Origin of the sequence: Actinospica robiniae DSM 44927, from assembly GCF_000504285.1 — a bacterium.
Taxonomy (GTDB): domain Bacteria; phylum Actinomycetota; class Actinomycetes; order Streptomycetales; family Catenulisporaceae; genus Actinospica; species Actinospica robiniae.
Genome location: NZ_KI632511.1, coordinates 2,561,213 through 2,578,347, shown reverse-complemented (window position 1 = coordinate 2,578,347; position 17,135 = coordinate 2,561,213). Strand labels below are relative to the sequence as shown.

General features: G+C 70.1%; 16 protein-coding genes. 11 read left to right on the top strand and 5 right to left on the bottom strand.

Annotated elements, in window-relative coordinates; translation table 11 throughout:
- Positions 1-30: 30 nt before the first annotated feature.
- Complete coding sequence (ddaH, locus tag ACTRO_RS10985; protein WP_211244190.1) at positions 31-930, top strand: dimethylargininase; 900 nt, start codon at positions 31-33, stop codon at positions 928-930.
- Positions 930-1,946, top strand: coding sequence for an iron-containing redox enzyme family protein (locus ACTRO_RS10980; RefSeq protein WP_034263052.1), 1,017 nt, complete (start codon positions 930-932; stop codon positions 1,944-1,946). Before ddaH ends, ACTRO_RS10980 begins: the two co-directional genes overlap by 1 nt.
- Before the next feature lie 52 nt (positions 1,947-1,998).
- Here the strand turns inward: ACTRO_RS10980 and ACTRO_RS10975 are convergent, their stop codons facing one another.
- The 4 genes from ACTRO_RS10975 to ACTRO_RS10960 form a co-directional block, all read right to left on the bottom strand.
- Positions 1,999-2,253, bottom strand: coding sequence for a CDGSH iron-sulfur domain-containing protein (locus ACTRO_RS10975; protein ID WP_245594351.1), 255 nt, complete (start codon positions 2,251-2,253; stop codon positions 1,999-2,001).
- On the bottom strand, positions 2,237-2,890 hold the full coding sequence (locus ACTRO_RS10970; RefSeq protein WP_034263051.1) for a HemK2/MTQ2 family protein methyltransferase: 654 nt from the start codon (positions 2,888-2,890) through the stop codon (positions 2,237-2,239). Before ACTRO_RS10970 ends, ACTRO_RS10975 begins: the two co-directional genes overlap by 17 nt.
- Positions 2,891-3,011: 121 nt before the next feature.
- Entirely contained in the window at positions 3,012-3,689 is a 678-nt protein-coding gene (locus tag ACTRO_RS10965) for a DUF4232 domain-containing protein (RefSeq protein WP_034263050.1), read from the bottom strand.
- Positions 3,690-3,863: 174 nt separating this feature from the next.
- Positions 3,864-4,382, bottom strand: a complete 519-nt coding sequence (locus tag ACTRO_RS10960) for a MarR family winged helix-turn-helix transcriptional regulator (protein WP_034263049.1) — start codon at positions 4,380-4,382, stop codon at positions 3,864-3,866.
- A gap of 85 nt (positions 4,383-4,467) precedes the next feature.
- Between ACTRO_RS10960 and ACTRO_RS10955 the strand changes: the two genes are divergently transcribed.
- The 9 genes from ACTRO_RS10955 (at position 4,468) to ACTRO_RS45595 (ending at position 13,627) form a co-directional block, all read left to right on the top strand.
- Positions 4,468-4,950, top strand: a complete 483-nt coding sequence (locus ACTRO_RS10955; RefSeq protein ID WP_051450644.1) for a cupin domain-containing protein — start codon at positions 4,468-4,470, stop codon at positions 4,948-4,950.
- A gap of 24 nt (positions 4,951-4,974) precedes the next feature.
- Positions 4,975-6,240, top strand: coding sequence for an IS4 family transposase (locus ACTRO_RS10950; RefSeq protein WP_034261336.1), 1,266 nt, complete (start codon positions 4,975-4,977; stop codon positions 6,238-6,240).
- Positions 6,215-6,496, top strand: coding sequence for a hypothetical protein (locus ACTRO_RS48820; RefSeq protein ID WP_051450305.1), 282 nt, complete (start codon positions 6,215-6,217; stop codon positions 6,494-6,496). The genes ACTRO_RS10950 and ACTRO_RS48820 overlap by 26 nt, the downstream gene beginning before the upstream one ends.
- A gap of 10 nt (positions 6,497-6,506) precedes the next feature.
- Positions 6,507-6,629 carry a hypothetical protein gene (locus ACTRO_RS50305; protein WP_281177850.1) on the top strand — a complete coding sequence of 41 codons (123 nt, stop codon included), beginning with the start codon at positions 6,507-6,509 and terminating at the stop codon, positions 6,627-6,629.
- A 163-nt stretch (positions 6,630-6,792) separates the two neighbouring features.
- Positions 6,793-6,960, top strand: a complete 168-nt coding sequence (locus tag ACTRO_RS47110) for a hypothetical protein (protein ID WP_157436057.1) — start codon at positions 6,793-6,795, stop codon at positions 6,958-6,960.
- A gap of 109 nt (positions 6,961-7,069) precedes the next feature.
- Positions 7,070-9,766: a class III lanthionine synthetase LanKC N-terminal domain-containing protein gene (locus tag ACTRO_RS10940; RefSeq protein WP_051450643.1), complete on the top strand. Its 2,697-nt coding sequence runs from the start codon at positions 7,070-7,072 to the stop codon at positions 9,764-9,766.
- A gap of 172 nt (positions 9,767-9,938) precedes the next feature.
- A complete protein-coding gene (locus ACTRO_RS10935; protein ID WP_034263048.1) occupies positions 9,939-10,715 on the top strand; it encodes an SDR family NAD(P)-dependent oxidoreductase in 777 nt (258 codons plus the stop codon).
- Between the two features lie 193 nt (positions 10,716-10,908).
- Positions 10,909-12,099: a S53 family peptidase gene (locus ACTRO_RS10930; protein ID WP_034263046.1), complete on the top strand. Its 1,191-nt coding sequence runs from the start codon at positions 10,909-10,911 to the stop codon at positions 12,097-12,099.
- A gap of 217 nt (positions 12,100-12,316) precedes the next feature.
- The gene (locus tag ACTRO_RS45595) at positions 12,317-13,627 is read left to right on the top strand and encodes an MFS transporter (RefSeq protein ID WP_084316160.1); all 1,311 of its coding nucleotides are present in this window, start codon (positions 12,317-12,319) and stop codon (positions 13,625-13,627) included.
- Here the strand turns inward: ACTRO_RS45595 and ACTRO_RS10915 are convergent.
- Complete coding sequence (locus ACTRO_RS10915) at positions 13,537-17,004, bottom strand: discoidin domain-containing protein (RefSeq protein WP_034263042.1); 3,468 nt, start codon at positions 17,002-17,004, stop codon at positions 13,537-13,539. The genes ACTRO_RS45595 and ACTRO_RS10915 overlap by 91 nt on opposite strands.
- Between the last annotated feature and the right edge of the window lie 131 nt (positions 17,005-17,135).

Sequence of the window (17,135 nt, the reverse complement as noted above, 5' to 3'; positions counted from 1 at the left end):
CCACCCGCAGGTCCGGCGGAAGGAGGATATATGTCCCGCGGTGGCGCGCAGCGTGTCGGTGTTCCCCGTTCGTACTTGATGTGTCCCCCGGATTACTTCTCGGTCAGGTATGCGATCAACCCCTGGATGGACCCGGCCCGTCCGGTCGACGTCTTTCGCGCCCGGGTCCAGTGGCACCGGCTACGCCGCGTGCTCGCGGGCCTCGGACACGCCGTGGAGCAGGCAACCGCCCAGCCCGATCTGCCGGACATGGTCTTCACCGCGAACGCCGCCACCGTGATCGACGGCCGCGTGCTGGTGGCCTCGTTCCGCCACCCGGAACGCGCCGCCGAGTCGGCGCTGTTCGAACAGTGGTTCCGCGAACGCGGATACGGTTGGGTACGTCGGGCCCGCGGCGCCAACGAGGGCGAGGGCGACCACCTGCCAGTCGCCGGCGTCATCCTGGCCGGCCACGGACTGCGCACCGATCCCGCCTCGCACGACGAGACCAGCACCTACTTCGGCCGGCCCGTGGTCGGTCTGACCCTGGTCGACCCGCGCTTCTATCACCTGGACACCGCGCTCGCGGTGCTCGGCGAACGCGAGATCATGTACTACCCCGGGGCCTTCAACCCCGAGAGCCTGCAGCGGCTGCGCTCGCTGTTCCCCGACGCCATCGAAGCCGACGAGGCCGACGCGGCGGTGTTCGGGCTCAACGCCATCAGCGACGGGCGCCACGTCGTGCTCCCCGCCGCGGCGACCGGCCTGGCCCGGCGGATCGCGGAACGCGGATACCAGCCGGTGGCGGTGGAGCTCGGCGAACTGCTCAAGGCAGGCGGCGGACCCAAATGCTGCGTGCTGGAACTGCGGTCCCGGATGGCCGGCGCGCCAGTCCGCGCGGTCCGCGCGGACCGCGTCGTCGAAAGGCCCCTGGTGAGGAGCTTCGCCTGATGGGCATCGCCGGCAAGCACCTGCCGCCGCTGGCCCCGCCGCGCGGCCCGGTCAGCGAGCTGCTCACCGAGCGTCTCGCCGCGCCCCCGGACGGCCGGGGCCTGTATACACACGCTGCCGAAACCGGCGATCCGCTGGCCGAGGACCTCCAACTCGCGCTCTACCTCTGCTACGAGCTGCACTACCGCGGATTCACCGGCGTGGCGGCCGAATGGGAGTGGGAGCCGTCGCTACTCGCCCTGCGCGGACGCCTCGAGGAGCGCTTCCTCGAGGCGATGCGGGCTGAACTAGGCCCGGTGCCCGCCCTGAACGACCAGCTGGAAGAGCTGCTGATCGAACCTCCGACCGGCACGGGCCCGTCGTATTTCCTGCTGGAGCAAGGCGAACGATGGCAGGCGCGCGAGTATCTGGCGCTGCGTTCGCTCTACCACTTGAAGGAAGCCGACCCGCAGGCCTGGGTCATCCCGCGACTACACGGCCGTTCCCAAGCGGCACTGGTGGCGATCGAGTACGACGAGTACGGCGGCGGACATCCGCAGCGCGTGCACTCCCGGCTGTTCGCCGAGATGATGCGGGATCTGGACCTTGATACGTCGTACGGCGCGTACGTGGCGGCCTCACCCGCGCAGGCTCTGGCGGTAGTCAATCTGATGTCGTTGTTCGGCCTGCACCGCGAGCACCGCGGCGCGTTGGTCGGCCAGTTCGCCGGAGTCGAGATCACCTCGTCACCGGGCGCACGACGCCTGACGGAGGCGCTCGAACGGCTCGGAGCCGGCGAGGCGGGCACGCGCTTCTATCGGGAGCACATCGAGGCCGACGCAGTACACGAACAGCTCATGCGCCGCGAGGTCATCGGCGCGCTGCTCGACGACGAGCCAGAGCTCGAACAGGACGTCGCCTTCGGGCTCGCCGCAAGCGGTCTGGCCGACCAGCGCCTGGGTGAGCACGCAGTCGCGAGCTGGCAGAAGCGCCGCAGCTCACTGCTCGTCCCGCTCGCGGATGCTCCGTCCGGCTGAGGCGACCTGACTATGGCCGCTGGAGGCCGCGACCTGGCGCTGGTCGCTGGCGCTATTTGCTGGAGGCCGCGGGCCGCGAGCGGCGGCGGTGGCTGGTATCGCAGAACGGGAAGCTGCGGCTGCGTCGGCAGGTGCACAGCGCCACGGTCGGCCGTTCGCTGACGTGGACGCTGCCGTTAGCGAGCACGATTTCCACCGGGCCCTCGACCAGCATCGGCCCGATCTCCTCAGGCATCACGACGCGCACGCGGCGGCCGCCGCCGCACCCGCCCGGCGCCTCGGGCTCCCGCTCAGCGCGCCCGCTCACCACGCACCACCACCAGCTCCTCTTCGCGCTCGCCCGCGCCGATGAGTCCCTGCCGCTCGAACCATGCCGCGCGCGAGCGCATCACCGGCCCGAACGGCTGCCGGCTGCGACCGACCACACTGGCTTGCAGGCCACCGCGTTCCAAGGCCGCGCAGGTGGCGGCCACGCCGCTAAGGGCCGACTGCACCAGCAGCACTACGCCGCCGGGGTTGAGCACGCCGGGCACGTCCTGGCACAGCTGATCGAGCAGCACCCGCCCCTGCGGCCCGGCATCCCAGGCGCGGGCGGCGCCGTGCTCGGGCAGACGTTCGGCCGGGCAGGGGACGTAGGGCGGGTTGGACACCACCAGATCGAAGCGCCGGCCGCGGACCGGGTCGAGCAGGCTGCCGCGGCGCAGGTCGATGAACCGGCCGCGCAGCGCCGCGTTGACCCAGGCCGTGCCGAGCGCCCGCCGCGAGACGTCCACGGCGGTCACGGACGCGCCCAGGCGCGCCGCCGTGACCGCCAGCGCCCCACTGCCGGTGCCGATGTCCAGGACTCGGGTGCCCGGGCCGACCCCTTCCTGTCGCAGCGCCGAGAGCAGCAGGAGGGTGTCGCCTTGAGCTGCGTAGACCCCAGGAGCTCGGACCATGTGCATGAGCCCACTTTGCCCCCAAAACGCCGTCGCATGCGCTCGCGGGATGCGGCGGAGCCCCGGGTCAGCTGCGGTGGAGCGATCGTGGCTCGGGTCAGGTCCGCTCAGGTCCAGGGGCTCCGGGTCAGCCGTTCACGCGGCCGGCCTTCCCGGCTATGACCGGATGGGTCTGGAAGTCCCCGCACAGGTCGTTCGGCAGCTCGAACGAGGTGGTCGTGGTGGTGTTGGGCGGGGTGATCAGCAGGTGGCCGCCCGCGGCCCCCGGGCAGGACGAGCCGAGCGGCCCGGCCACATCCCACTCGAGTACGGAGGAGGCCGAGGCGCCGGGGGCGAGCGTCACCGTCGTCACCTTGGTGCCGCTGCTCTCGTAGCCGACGAGCGTGCGCTGCGCGTTGAGGACGACCTTGCCTGAGGTGTCGGCCACCGCCGCGCCCGGATATCCGCTCACCGTGCACGCCTTCGAGCTCTTATTGGTGAACACGAGCACGTACGCGCGATGCCCCAGGCTCGCGTCCGGGTTCGTCTCCGCGACGGTCAGCTGGGTGCCGGCGCAGCCGTTCGAGCTGCCGGAGCTGCCCGAGCCGGCGCTCGAACCGGTCGCGGTGGCCCCGCTCACGGCGGGGTCCGCCGCGGCGCTCGTGGCGGCGGCCGGTGCGGTCGTCGCCGTGACGACCGCGGCAGTGCTCTGCGGCGCGGACCCGGCGGAGACCGTGTCGGCCGAAGTGCAACCGCCCAGTGCGGCGGCCGCGCCCAAGGCGGCGACGCCGACCGCGCACCGCCCGATGATCTGATTGTTCGACATCTGGTTCGCTCCCTCGATCCCCGTGGGTCTTCGAGGGGAGAGACGAAGGGAACGAAGATCGGTTGTCGCAGGATGGTAACGGGTGGCGCCGGGGAGATGCGTGGGGTGGACCCGGGCTGACCTCGGAGAACCGGCTCGCCGGGCTCGCTGCGCCCATTCGAGCCCGGCGCCGCGTCAAGGCGCGGGCGGCTGCTCGCTCACGGTGCGCAGCAGGGTTCGTAGCGAGTGTTCGAGGGCCGAGCGTTCCCCCGGTTCGAGCGCCGTCTCGAGCTGGGCGAGGTTCGCCGCGTGCTCGGTGAGTGCCGCGTCGATCAGTTCGAGGCCCGAGCGGGTCAGGGTGATGCGGAAGCTGCGCCGGTCGGCCGGATCGAGGGTCCGCTCGACCAGGCCGGCCGCCTCGAGCCGGTCGAGCCGCTTCGTCATGCCGGCCCGCGACATCATGAGCGCCTCGGCCAGTTCTGAGGGGGTCAGCGCGTGCGGGGGCAGTGCCCGGCGCAATGCGGTCAGCACGTCGAACTCGCCGCCGCGCAGCCCGTGCCGGGCGTAGACCCGGTCCATCACCGAGCCCAGCACCGATGACAGCTGGGCGATCCTGCCGAACACACCCAGGGCGCTGAGGTCCAGGTCAGGACGCTCCCGGCGCCACTGGGCCAGGATCTCGTCGACGGCGTCCCCGGGCTCTTGCTCGCTCATGTCCGCGATTCTAGCTACCGGGTGATAGTATTCCGGTGTACTATCTTCTAGAGAAGTAAATCGGAGACTGCGAGGAGGCGCCATCGTGACCGTGTTCCCGAACGAGCGCGCGTGGAGTGGTAATGCCCTGCTGACCAGGGCGGACGAGGCCGAGCAGCTGGGTGCCGGGGCCAACACCGTCCGCCTGCTCGCCGACGGCTCGACCACGGACGGCGCGATCAGCGCCAACCGCACTCGGCTCGCGGCGGGCGTGGAGGGTCCGCCGCCGCACTTCCATAACGGCTCCGCGGAGATTTTCTTCGTCATCGAGGGTGTGGCGCAGGCCTTGGCCGGGGACAGGGTGCTGACGCTGGAGAAAGGGGACTTCCTGGTGGTGCCCAAGTCCATGCCACACGCCTTCGCCACGCCCGCGGGCTCGGCCGCCGACCTCCTGATCGTCTTCGCGCCCGGGATGCAGGACCGCAGTGCCTACTTCCGGTTGATCGACCGGGTGACGCGCGGCCGGGCGAGCCCCAATGCCGCTCAGCGTAGTGGGATCATGCTTGTGACCTGTGTGTTCGTGCGGTGATTGGTGGGGCGTTACGGTCGGGGGGTGTCGCATAGTGCTGTGGAGGGCCTGTCGGGCCGTTTGACGGATCATGTGTCGGTCGGGTTGTTGGCGGCGGCGGTGCCGCGTGTGGTGATCGATGACGCGGTGGCGGAGTTCGGCAGGGGTGCGAAGCGGGCGGATGCGAAGCTTCCGGCGCATGTCATGGTGTATTTCGCGATGGCGATGGCGTTGTTCGCGGACGAGGACTATCAGGAGGTCCTGACCCGGTTGACCGAGGTCCTGAAGGATTGGGGGCGTTGGGACGCCGGGTGGGAGTGTCCCGGGTCGGGCGGGATCACCCAGGCGCGCAAGCGTCTGGGTTCTGACGTGGTCCGGGAGGTGTTCGAGCAGGTTGCGCAGCCGGTGGCGGGGATGCTGACGCGGGGGGCGTGGCTGGCGGGCAGGCGGATGGTCTCGATCGACGGGTTCGAGTGGGATGTGCCGGACAGTGCGGCGAACGCGGGGTACTTCGGGTACGCCGGTTCGGGCGGCAACCGGTCGGCGTTCCCGAAGATGCGGGTGGTGACGTTGGTCGAGTGCGGCTCGCGGGCTCCGATCGGCGCGGACGCGGGGCCGTGCGGCGGCAAGGGCAGCGGGGAGCAGTCCGCGGCGCGTCGGCTCTACCGGTTCCTCGACCAGGACATGCTGTTGTTGGCCGATCGCAACTTCTACTCGTTCGCCGACTGGTGTCAGGCGTCGCAGACGGGTGCTGAGCTGCTGTGGCGCCTGGGTGACACGATTGCGCTGCCGCTGGTCGCCAAGCTCGGGGACGGCTCGTACACCTCGGTGGTGTTCGCGTCGCGTACCTCGGCGAAGGTCCGTGAGCAGGTCCTGGCGGCGGCTCGGGCGGGGGCGGATCTGGAGGAGTTCGAGGATCGCGCGCGGCTGGTTCGGGTGGTGGAGTACGAGGTGGCGGACCGGGGCACCGCTGGGGAGCGGGAGCTGTTTTGCCTGCTGACGACGCTGCTGGATGCGCGCAGTGCCCCGGCCGCGCTGCTGGCGGCGGGATATCACGAGCGGTGGGAGCACGAGCAGGCGAACGCGCAGGCCAAGACGGTTCTACGGGGACCGGGGAAGGTCATGCGGTCCCAGAGCCCTGACATGGTGATCCAGGAGCTCTACGGCTACCTGCTCACCCACTATGCGATCAACTCCCTGATCTGTCGGGCCGCGACCGAGGCGGACATCGACCCGGACCGGGTGAAGTTCACCAACGCGGTCCGCATCATCCGCCGCCGGATCGATGATCCGGCGGCCTTTTCCCCCTGAGGGCCTGGCGGCCCTGCTCGAGCGGTTCAACACGGAGATCACCGCACCGCGCGAGCTGCATCGCGAGCGGCGCCACCGTTCCTACCCGCGCGTGGTCAAACGGGCACGTCACAACCAGTACGCCGTGAAGAAGGCCACTGATGTCGGGGTACGCCACGCCGGGCCGCCGACCCTACGCATCGCCAACCTCCCGCCGGCACGCCAAGTGCTGCATCCGGGACGGATCAGCACGGGAAACCTCGAACTCACCGCATGATCAATCTACCGTGAGCGGCATTGGGGCGAGCCCGCAGGAGATTCTCGAGACGCAGGACCGGTTCGACAACCACTTCCTGGACAGCCCGCAATGGCGCGAGGCCCGCGGGGGTGGGAATGCCGGTGGCGTCTGAGTGAGTCGAAAGATTGCCGGGACGAATGCGCGGTTGACAGTCAAAGGGGCTCTGCTAGACACGATCGGGAAAGGTCGTGTCCTCGGGGCCGCACCCATCGGCCGCGAAAACGGGCGCGCCGTCGAAGAATCCGCACCACCGGATGAGGAAGGCAGGTAAACCCGTGAGGGAACTGTTCGAGCTGGAGCCCCGTGACGCCGGCACGCAGGTCGTGGAGCCCGCGATCGCCTTTGACGAGGTCACCACCGGATTGCACGACCGCAGCCGGTGCGTCGGGTGTTGCGAGGAGCACACCAACATCGATCTGATCACCCACTCCGTCACCCAGTGACGAAGGGGTCTGATTCGTAAGGTCGGCGCGGTGAGCGGCGTGGCCGTCAGGCCGTGCGGGGGCCAGGTTTCGCGCCACGCCCGGTGGCGCTCGCGGAAAGGCGTTCGACATGGCGGAAGTGGATTTCGAAGGCCGGGTCAGACACCTGCTTCAGCAGTGCCCCGGGTCGCCGCACAACCTGCGTGGCAATGAGACCTGGCTGTATCTGCACCACCCGGATCTCGGCCTGCCGCCGCACGGTTGGAAGCTGCACGTCTCCACCCGCGCCGCCACCTTCGCCGACCTGGTCGACCGGCTGATACCGGTGTTGCTCGAGGAGCGCTGCTCGTTCAAGCTCGCGCGGTCGGCCGAGGTGCTGACCCGGCTGAACAACGGCCACAGTTCGCCCGCCACGGTGGGCAAGGCGGTGACGGTCTATCCGCCGCAGGACCGGGTGCGCGAACTCGGCTTGCGCCTGGCCGACCTGTTGGGCGGCTGGGCCGGACCGCGAGTGTTGAGCGACCGCGCCGTGGCCGCGGATGCGCCGGTCTACTACCGCTATGGTCCCTTCACCCGACAGTGGGGCGCTGACGAGCGGGCCCGGCTCGTCACCGTGATCCACGGCCCGGACGCGCGGGACGAGGAGTTCGGAGGGCTCGCCACGATGCGTTACCGGCAGCCGTCCTGGACCGTCGACCCCTTCCGACAGGGTCCTGATCCGGTCGCAGCCACGCCCGGCTTCGCGGCGTTCGCGGTGGAATCCGACGGCATGGCACCGGAATCCGAAGCAGAGGTCCTGGGCGGACGCTTCCGGCTGATCGAGGGCGTTTTGGAGTCGGGGCGCGGCAACATCTACCGGGCCGTCGACGAGCGCGATGGTGCCAGTGTGATCGTCAAGCAGGCCCGCGCCCTGGTCGACGAGACCGAGGCGGCCGGCGACGTGCGGTTGCGGGTGCGCAACGAGCGGCGGGTGCTGCAGGTCCTCGCCGGGCTCGACGGGGTGGCCGGCTTCGTCGACCACTTCCGGCACGGGCCGGACGAGTTCCTGGTCACCGTGGACGCCGGTCGGTACAACCTGGCTCAGGACGTGACCTTGAACGGCCGGTACGCCCCAGTCCGCTCGGCGGCTGCGGCGCGGGGAGCGCGGCCGCTCGAGCTGCTCGCGCAGCGGCTGGCCCGGATCCTGCTCGCAGTGCACGAACGCGGCGTGATCATGCGTGATCTGACGCCGCGCAACATCGTCGTGGCGGGTGAGAGCATCACCCTCATCGACTTCGGGCTCGCCTCGTACCAGGACCTGCACCTGCCCGGCGGCACACCCGGCTACGCGCCGGCCCGGCAGCGCCGCGGTGAGGAGCCGAGCGAGTCCGACGACTTCTTCGGCCTCGGCATGACCCTGCTCTACGCCGAGAGCAGCCTGTCGCCGAGCACGCTCGGCGAGGATCTCGAGCTTCCGGCCCACCGCGCCCTGCAATACCTTCGCCGCCGCTACGGCGAGGCACCGGCCGGGGTGATGGGCGCCATCGAAGACCTGCTGAGCTTGGACGAGCGCGCCCACGCTGCCGCGCGTCGGCTTGCTGCTGGTGTGGTGGGCGACCAGACCGCGCCGCAGACCACGACCGGCGCCGCGCTCGATCCGCTGCTGCCCGCGCACATTCGGGAGAGCCTGCTCACCGACCTGCTCGAACAGTCGCATCGGAGCATCACCGGTCCGTCGAGCCGCTCGATCACCCACGACGCCTCGATCTACAGCGGCGCGGCCGGAGCAGGGCTCGAACTTCTGCATCACCTCGACCGGCCTGGTGTGCGCGAGCACGTCGGCGAATTGGCCCGGTTCGCGGTGCGGGTCGCCGACGAGATGCGCCTGCCGCACGGCTACTTGTCGGGCCGCACCGGCGTGGACGTCTTCCTCGCCCACGCTGCTGCGGCCGGCATCGACGTCGGCGACGCGTATGCCGGGCCGGTGCTGCCGGGAGAGGAGTGGAAGCCGGTCGGGGCGGACCTGATGATCGGCGCGGCAGGTGTGGGGATCGGCCACCTCGTCCTGAGCGATCTCGGAAGCGGCGGCGCGGATCACCTCGAGGTCGCCCGGTGGTGTGCGCAGGCGATCTGCGACGGCAGCGCGGCCGGGCGGAACGAGCACGACGATCTGCTTCCGGCGCAAGCTGCGGTCGAGACCTCGACCGGCCGCGCGCACGGTCTGGCCGGCACCGTCGAATTCCTGCTCTACTACGCTGAGCGGACCCATGACGACGAGATCCTCGGCCAATCCCGCGAGTGGGCGAACCTGCTGCGTGCGCGCGCGGAATCGCTGCTCGATCGGCTGCCCACGCCCTACGCCGCGCCCATAGCCGTGTCTTGGTGTCAGGGCATGGCGGGGATCAACCAGACCTTGCTGCATGCGGCCGACGTGTTCGACGATCCAGAGTTCGGCTTGCTCGCCGGGCGAATAGCTGACGCCTGCGTCGCTTTCCTACCGCACGTCAGCGTGATCGCGCAGTGCTGCGGGCTGGCCGGCGTCGGCAATACCCTGATAGATGTGGCCCTCGCCGAGCAGGGCGTCCAAGGTGGAGAAGGCGGACGGGCCGGCCGCTACTGGGACGGCGCCGACGAGGCAGCGGCCTTCTTGTTGCTGCGCGGTGCGGGCACGCCCACCCACCCGGTTTTGATGGTGGACAGACCTGAAGACGGCTGCGCGTCGTGGGCGTTCGGCAACGCGGGGGTGCTCGCGTTCTTCCGCCGCCTCGCCGAGCGCGGCGGGCCGTGGAGCCTGCCGATGCCGATGCCGATACCCGTGCGGGCGAACGGTGATGGTGGGCGCGGGTAGCCGCCTCGATGTAGAAGACCGCGACGGGCGCGGGCAAACGGTGAAGGCGCACACAGGTAGGCTGCCGCGGTACAGAAGGTAGCCATCGTGCGTGCGGGCAAAGTGTGGGTGGTGCGCGCGGGTATGCTGCCGCGGTACAGAAGATCTCCATCGCGCCGAGGGGGCTTACAACGTGAGCAGCGTTTTCGTGACCGGGTCGACCCAGGGCATCGGCCTGGAGACCGCCACCACCTTGATCGCGGCCGGGCACCAGGTCGTGCTGCACGCTCGGGACGAGGCCCGGGCGGCTGACGCCCACGTGCTCCTGCCGGAGGCCGCCGGCATCGTCGTCGGCGACCTCGCCTCGCTCGCGCAGACCCGCGAGCTCGCTGCCGCGGCCGCGCGGGTCGGGCCTTTCGACGCCGTGATCCACAACGCGGGCGTGGGCGGGGGAGTGCCCGAGCGGGCGGTCACCGCGGACGGCCTCGAGCGGATCTTCCAGATCAACGTGGTCGCTCCCTACCTGCTCACCGCCCTGATGCCCAGGCCCTCGCGGCTGATCTACCTGACCTCGGGCCTTGAGGAGGCGGGCCGGGTCGAATGGGACGACCTTCAGTTCGACTACCGCAGCTGGGACGGCATGCAGGCCTACAGCGACTCGAAGCTCTACGACGTGATGCTGGCCTTCGCGGTCGCCCGCCGCTGGCCGAAGACGGTCGTGAACGCGGTCGATCCCGGCTGGGTCAAGACCCGGATGGGCGGGCCGGCCGCCACCGACGAGCTGCCGCAGGGTGCCGACACGCAGGTCTGGCTCGCCGTCGGCACGGACTCGGACGAGATCGGGATCAGCGGCCGCTACCTCAAGCACCGCCGCGTCCTGACGGCCAATCCCGAGGCGCGCGACGAAGCCCAGCAGGAGAAGCTGCTCGCGGTGCTCGCCGAGATCACCGGGGTGCGGCTCCCCGACTAAGCCTTCTCATACTCTGGCTACCAATACAGGGTTTTGATGGCTTGCCACCTGCTCGAACAGTACGAATACGCGCAACGCTAAAGGGCTATTGCCCAGTGTTTGCCGCGGCTTTGCTCTGGTCTGGCCCGGTGTTCGCCATCCTCCGTCTCAATGCCGTCCCGACACGACGGGGCGGCTCGAGACGGAGGATCACATGCCCCGCCTGATACCCACGCTCGTCGTCGCGGCTACCGCCGTGGCGACGGGACTCGGCGCGACCCCCGCGTTCGCCGCGGCCGCGGCCCCGGCTGCCGCCCACGCGGCCGCGGCCTCCTCGGCCGCGAACTGGGCGCACAGCGACGCCATCCGCAACGACGCCAGGTCGCACAAGATCGACGCCACGGCGCACGCCACCCCCTCGGGCTACGGCCCGTCGAGCATCCAGTCGGCCTACAAGCTGCCCTCGAGCACGGCCGGCAGCGGCGAGACCGTCGCCATCGTCGACGCCTACAACGACCCGACCGCCGCGGCCGACCTCGCCGTCTACCGCAGCCAGTTCGGCCTCGCGGCGTGCACGGTGGCCAGCGGCTGCCTGAAGATCGTCAGCCAGACCGGCTCCACCACCTCGCTGCCCAAGACCGACGCCGGCTGGGCCACCGAGGAGTCGCTGGACCTGGACATGGTCTCGGCCACCTGCCCTAACTGCCACATCATCCTGGTGGAGGCCACCAGCTCCTCCAATGCGAACCTGGGCAAGGCGGTCAACGAGGCCGCGGCGCTCGGTGCCGACGCGATCTCCAACAGCTACGGCGGCAGCGAGTCCTCCTCGGACAAGACCTATGACACCACCTACTACGACCACCCGGGCATCGCGATCACCGCGTCCTCCGGCGACAGCGGCTACGGCGCCCAGTACCCGGCCGCCAGCCCCTACGTCACCGCGGTCGGCGGCACCTCGCTGAGCACGTCCTCGAACTCCCGTGGCTGGACCGAGACCGCGTGGTCCGACGCCGGCGCGGGCTGCTCGGCCTACGACGCGCAGCCGAGCTACCAGGCCAGCGTGGGCACCGGCTGCTCCAAGCGCGCCATCGCCGACGTGTCGGCCGTGGCCGACCCGAACACCGGCGTCGCCGTATACGACTCGACCGCGTACGAGGGCTACGTCGGCTGGCAGGTCTACGGCGGCACGAGCGTGGCCTCGCCGATCATCGCGAGCGTCTACGCCCTCGCCGGCAACACCGCCTCGGTGAACAACGCCGCGCTGGCCTACGCCAACACCGGCTCGCTCAACGACGTGACCTCCGGCAGTGACGGCTCGTGCTCCACGAGCCAGCTCTGCAAGGCCCGCGCCGGCTGGGACGGTCCCACCGGCCTCGGCACCCCGAACGGGGTCGGCGCCTTCTAAGACCAGAACGTGATCTTCTTCGGCCCCGGGCGCAAAGCTGCGCCGCGCCCGGGGCCGAAGAAGTCATATATAGTGCATAATCTGTAGGTAACGGACCAAAACCGCGGCCGCCGCCGAGCCGGCGCGGGAACAACTGCCGGGCTGCGGGTGTTGCCGCAGTCGGCGGACAGCGTCGTCGCCCTCCATCCTTGCGATTCATGGAAAGTAGTTGGCAGCGATGCTCTCCGGCACCGTCCGTCGTGCCCTGCTCGCCCTGGCCGTGGGCGGATTCGCCATCGGCACCGGGGAATTCGTCATCATGGGGCTGCTGCCCCAGGTGGCCGGCGACCTGTCGGTCTCCATTCCGCAGGCCGGGCAGCTGATCTCCATCTACGCGCTCGGGGTGGTGGTCGGCGCGCCGCTGCTGACCGCGGTGTCGGTCAGATATCCCCGCAAAACGGTACTCATGGTCCTGATGGGCTGGTTCGCCGTGGGCAACGTGCTCTCGGCCGTCGCGCCCACCTTCGGCCTGGCGCTGGCCGCCCGCTTCGTCTCCGGCCTGCCGCACGGCGCGTTCTTCGGCGCGGGCGCGGTGGTGGCCGGCTCGCTGGTCGAGCAAACCCGCCGCAACAGCGCGATGGCGGTGATGTTCGCCGGGCTGACCGTCGCGAACATCATCGGCGTGCCGCTGACGACGATCCTGGGCCAGCACGCCGGCTGGCGCGAGGTGTACGCGATCGTCGGGCTCATCGGCCTGCTCGCCGTTGTCGCGATCGCGGTCGCGGTGCCCGGTGAGACGGCCAAGGCCGAGGAGAACGAGGTCTCGCTGCGGCGCGAACTGCGCGCGTTCGGCAACCCGCAGGTGTGGCTGGTGCTCGGCATCGCCATGCTCGGCGGCGGCGGGCTGTTCGCCACCTTCAGCTACATCACGCCGATGATGACGAACGAGGCGCACTACGCCGACTCCTCGATCACCTGGCTGCTGGTGCTCTTCGGCCTCGGCATGACCGTCGGCAATCTGGTCGGTGCCCGGCTCTCCGACCGCTTCCCGGCCCGCACGCTGCTCATCTCGCTGGTCGCCGAGATAGCGGTGGCCTTGGCGTTCCTCGCGTTCGACCACAACCGGGTCACCGCCGCCGTGGCCATCTTCCTGTTCCCGGCGACCTCGCTGGCGGGGCTTCCCACGCTGCAGGGCCGGATCATCGCGCTCGCCGGCGGCGCGCCGAACCTGGCCGCGGCCTCGATCCAGGCCGCGTTCAACATCGCCAACTCGATCGGCGCCTACCTCGGCGGCCTGGCCATCTCCGCCGGTTACGGGTACGGCTCGCCGAACGCGGTGGCCGCCATCCTCGTCGTCATCGGCCTCAGCTTGGCGCTTTTCGCGGTGAAGGTGGAGCGCGACCGGGCCGAGCCTCCTGGTGTTCGGGAAGCTCGGCCCGGCCGGACTCAGGCCCGGGGTCAGTCCGCCGTGTTGTCCGTGATGGCGGAGGCGAGCGAGAGCGCGCCGCTCAGCGGCAGGTTGCGGGACGAGTCGCCGACCAGGATCTGATAGGAGCCGGCGCCCGCGACCCAGTTGCCCGACGTGGCGTTGTAGGCCGCCAGGTCATGCGGCGTCAGGGTGAAGGTCACCGTGCCGGAGGCGCCCGGATTGAGCGTGATCCGCTGGAACCCCTTGAGTTGGTGCGGCGGTTCCCCGGCTGATGCCGGGTCCCCGACGTAGAGCTGGGCCACCTCGGAGCCGGCCCGGCTCCCGGTGTCGGTGACCGTGGCCGTCACCGTGGCCTTACCGTTCGTCATCGCGCCCACCTGCACGTTGCTGAAGGAGAACGAGGTGTACGACAGGCCGTAGCCGAACGGGAAGAGCGGTGTGACGTTGTTCGCGTCGTACCAGCGGTATCCGACGTCGAGCCCTTCGGTGAAGTCCACCTCGCCGTTCGTGCCGGGCCACTGCGCCGTGGTGCTCGCCGGGAGCGCGGAGAGCGAGCTCGGGAACGTCACCGGCAGGTGCCCGGACGGGTTCACGTCGCCGAACAGCAGCGCCGCGATGGCCTGGCCGTACTCCTGGCCCTGGTAGAAGCCCTCGAACACACCCGCGACCTGGCCGAGCCACGGCATCAGGATCGCCGAGTTGTCGCCCAGCACCAAGATCGTGTTCGGGTTGGCCGCGGCGACCGCCTCGATCAGCTGGTCCTGGTTGTTCGGCAGGTTCAGCGTGGTGGTGTCGGACTCCTCGTGGCCGTAGTCGTCGGCCGCGAAGACGATCGCCACCTTCGAGGACTGGGCGAGCGCTACCGCGGAAGCCTGGTTCGAACCGTCGTTGTAGCTGACTGTGACGTTCGTGCCGGCCGTGCGCTGCTGAATGCTGTAGAGGGGGTCGTAGGTGCCGGAGCTAGTCGCCCCGCCGCTGCCGCCGCCGTCGGTCACGGCGCCCGAACTCGCGTCGCTCCCGATGACGGCGATGGACTCGCCGCCGGTCGGGCTCAACGGCAGGACGCCGTTGTTCTTCAGCAGCACCGTGCCCTCCTCGTCACCCTGCAGGGCGGTGGCGAGATGCGCGGGCGCGGCCACGATCGCGGTGGTCGAGCCGCTGGGCGCCTTGTCGAACATGCCGAAGCGGAACATCTGGGTCAGCACCCGGGACACCATCGTGTCGAAGGTGGCCTGGGTGACCTGGCCGCTCGCCACCGCCTGCTCGAGCGCGGAGGCGAAGAACCCGCCGAACGGCATCTCGACCGTCTCGCCGGCGTTGGCCGACGGCACGGTGGAGTGGATCCCGCCCCAGTCCGAGGTGATGAAGCCGGTGAACCCGGCCTGCTGGTAGAGCGGCACGTTCTCGATCGACGGGTTCTGACAGGAGTAGGCGCCGTTGACCATGGCGTAGGAGCACATCATCGCCGCCGCGCCGCCCTTTTGGACCACGGTCTGGAAGGAGGAGAGGTACATCTCCTCCAGCGTGCGCGGGTCGATGATCTCGTTGCCGGGCGCGGAGGGCTGTTCGATGCTGTACGCGGCCACGTGCTTGACCTCGGCCATCACGTCCTGCGCCTGCATGCCCTCGATGTCCGCGCTGCCGATCTCGCCGGCCAGGTAGGGGTCCTCGCCGAAGGTCTCGTAGGCCCGGCCCCAGCGCGGGTCGCGCACCAGGTTGATGGTCGGGCCGAGCGAGACGTTGACGCCCTTGCCGGCGAACTCCTGGCCGACGGCCACTCCGTAGTTGTATTCGTATGAGGTATCGAAGGTCGCTGCGGAGACTTCGCCGTCCGGCATCTGGGTGACGCCGCCGAGCCCGTCGCCCACGCCGGTGGGGCCGTCCTCGAGGTTGACGGCCGGGATGCACAGCGCCGGCTGCGCGGCGATCTGGCCGATGTACGTGCCGGTGCCGTCGCCGTAGAGCATCGCGTCCTTCTGGTCCTGCGTCATCTGACCCATCAGCTGCGCGACGCGGGTGGCCACCGGCGTGTTCGGCGAGTTGAGCCAGGGGCAGCTGCCGGGCGCGGGCTGCGAGGGCGGCGGAGGAACGGTCGCGGTCTGGTTGTCGGTGGTGAAGACCTGGAACTCGTAGAGCGAGTCACCGTAGCCGGTCGCTCGCGCGGTGGCGTAGAGCCGGATGTACTGGCCGGTGCCGGTGACGGACAGTGTCTGGGTGCCGCCGGCACTGGTGGTGGTCGAGTAGATCGAAGTCCAGTTCGTGCCGTCGGTCGAGGTCTGGATCTGGAACGCAGTCGCGTACGCATTCTCCCACTGCAGCACGACACCGCAGATCGGCAGGCTGGCGCCGAGGTTGACCTCCAGCCACTGCGGGTCCGCATAGGCGCTGGCCCAGCGGGTCACGGTGCTTCCGTCGACCGCGTAGAAGGGGTCGTATGCAGGATTCGAGTCCTGTGTCGAGGATGCGGTGGCCGGGTGGCCCAGGGCCGCGTTCGTCGTGCCGCAGGTGCCGTTGCCGCCACCGCTGCCCCCTCCACCGCCGGTCGAGCCGCTGCCGCCGGTGAAGACCTGGAACTCCCAGAGCGAGTAGCCGTAGCCGGTGGCTCGGGTCGTTCCGTACATCCTGATGTAGCGCCCGGTGCCGGTGACGGCCAGGGTCTGGGTGCCGCCCGTTCCCGTGGTGGTGGAGTAGATCGAGGTCCAGTTCGTGCCGTCGGTCGAGGTCTGGATCTGGAACGCGGTGGCGTAGGCGGTTTCCCAGTTCAGCACGACCTGGCAGATCGTCACGGCCGAGCCGAGGTCGACCTGAAGCCACTGCGGGTCGCTGTACGCGCTGGACCAGCGGGTGGTGGTGCTTCCGTCGGTCGCGGCCGCCGCCGGGGTGCCGGCGTTCTCCAGCGAGGACGCGGTGGTCGGCTGGTCGAGCGCGGCGTTCTGCGTGCCGCAGCTGGAGCCGGACCCGCCGCCTGACCCGCCGTAGACCTGGAATTCCCAGAGCGAGTAGCCGTAACCGGTGGCTCGGGCTGTGCCGTACATGCGGACGTAGCGGCCGCTGCCGGTGACATTCAGGGTCTGGGTGCCGCCGGTGCCGGTCGTGGTCGAGTAGATGGTGGTCCAGGTGGCGGCGTCGTTCGAGGTCTGGATCTGGAACGCCGTCGCGTACGCGGATTCCCAGTTCAGCACGACCTGCGAGATCGTGGAGACGGAGCCGAGGTCCACCTGGAGCCACTGCGGGTCGCTGAACGCGCTGGACCACCGGGTGGTGGTGGAGCCGTCGGTCGCGGCGGACGCCGGATAGCCGGCGCCTTCCAGCGAGGACGCGGTGGTCGGCTTTCCCTGGGACAGCAGCGCGGTCGCCGCATGCGCCGCCCGGGCTCCGCCGAGCAGCGAGGCGAGCAGGGCGAGGATGCTGAGGACCGCGATGAGCGGACGTCGTGATGGCCGGGCTGGTCGATACGGCCGGAACGGCCGATCGAGGGCCCGGAGGCTGGCAGCCATGACTCTCCTTCGAGGTGGGTGCGCCGTCGCGCCGATGGCGCGGCGCAGGATGGGAGAGCGCTCTCACGCGGAAGTGAACTCCCGGCCGTCCGGAGCGTCAAGGCCGCCGGGTTCCGGAATCCGGCATGCTC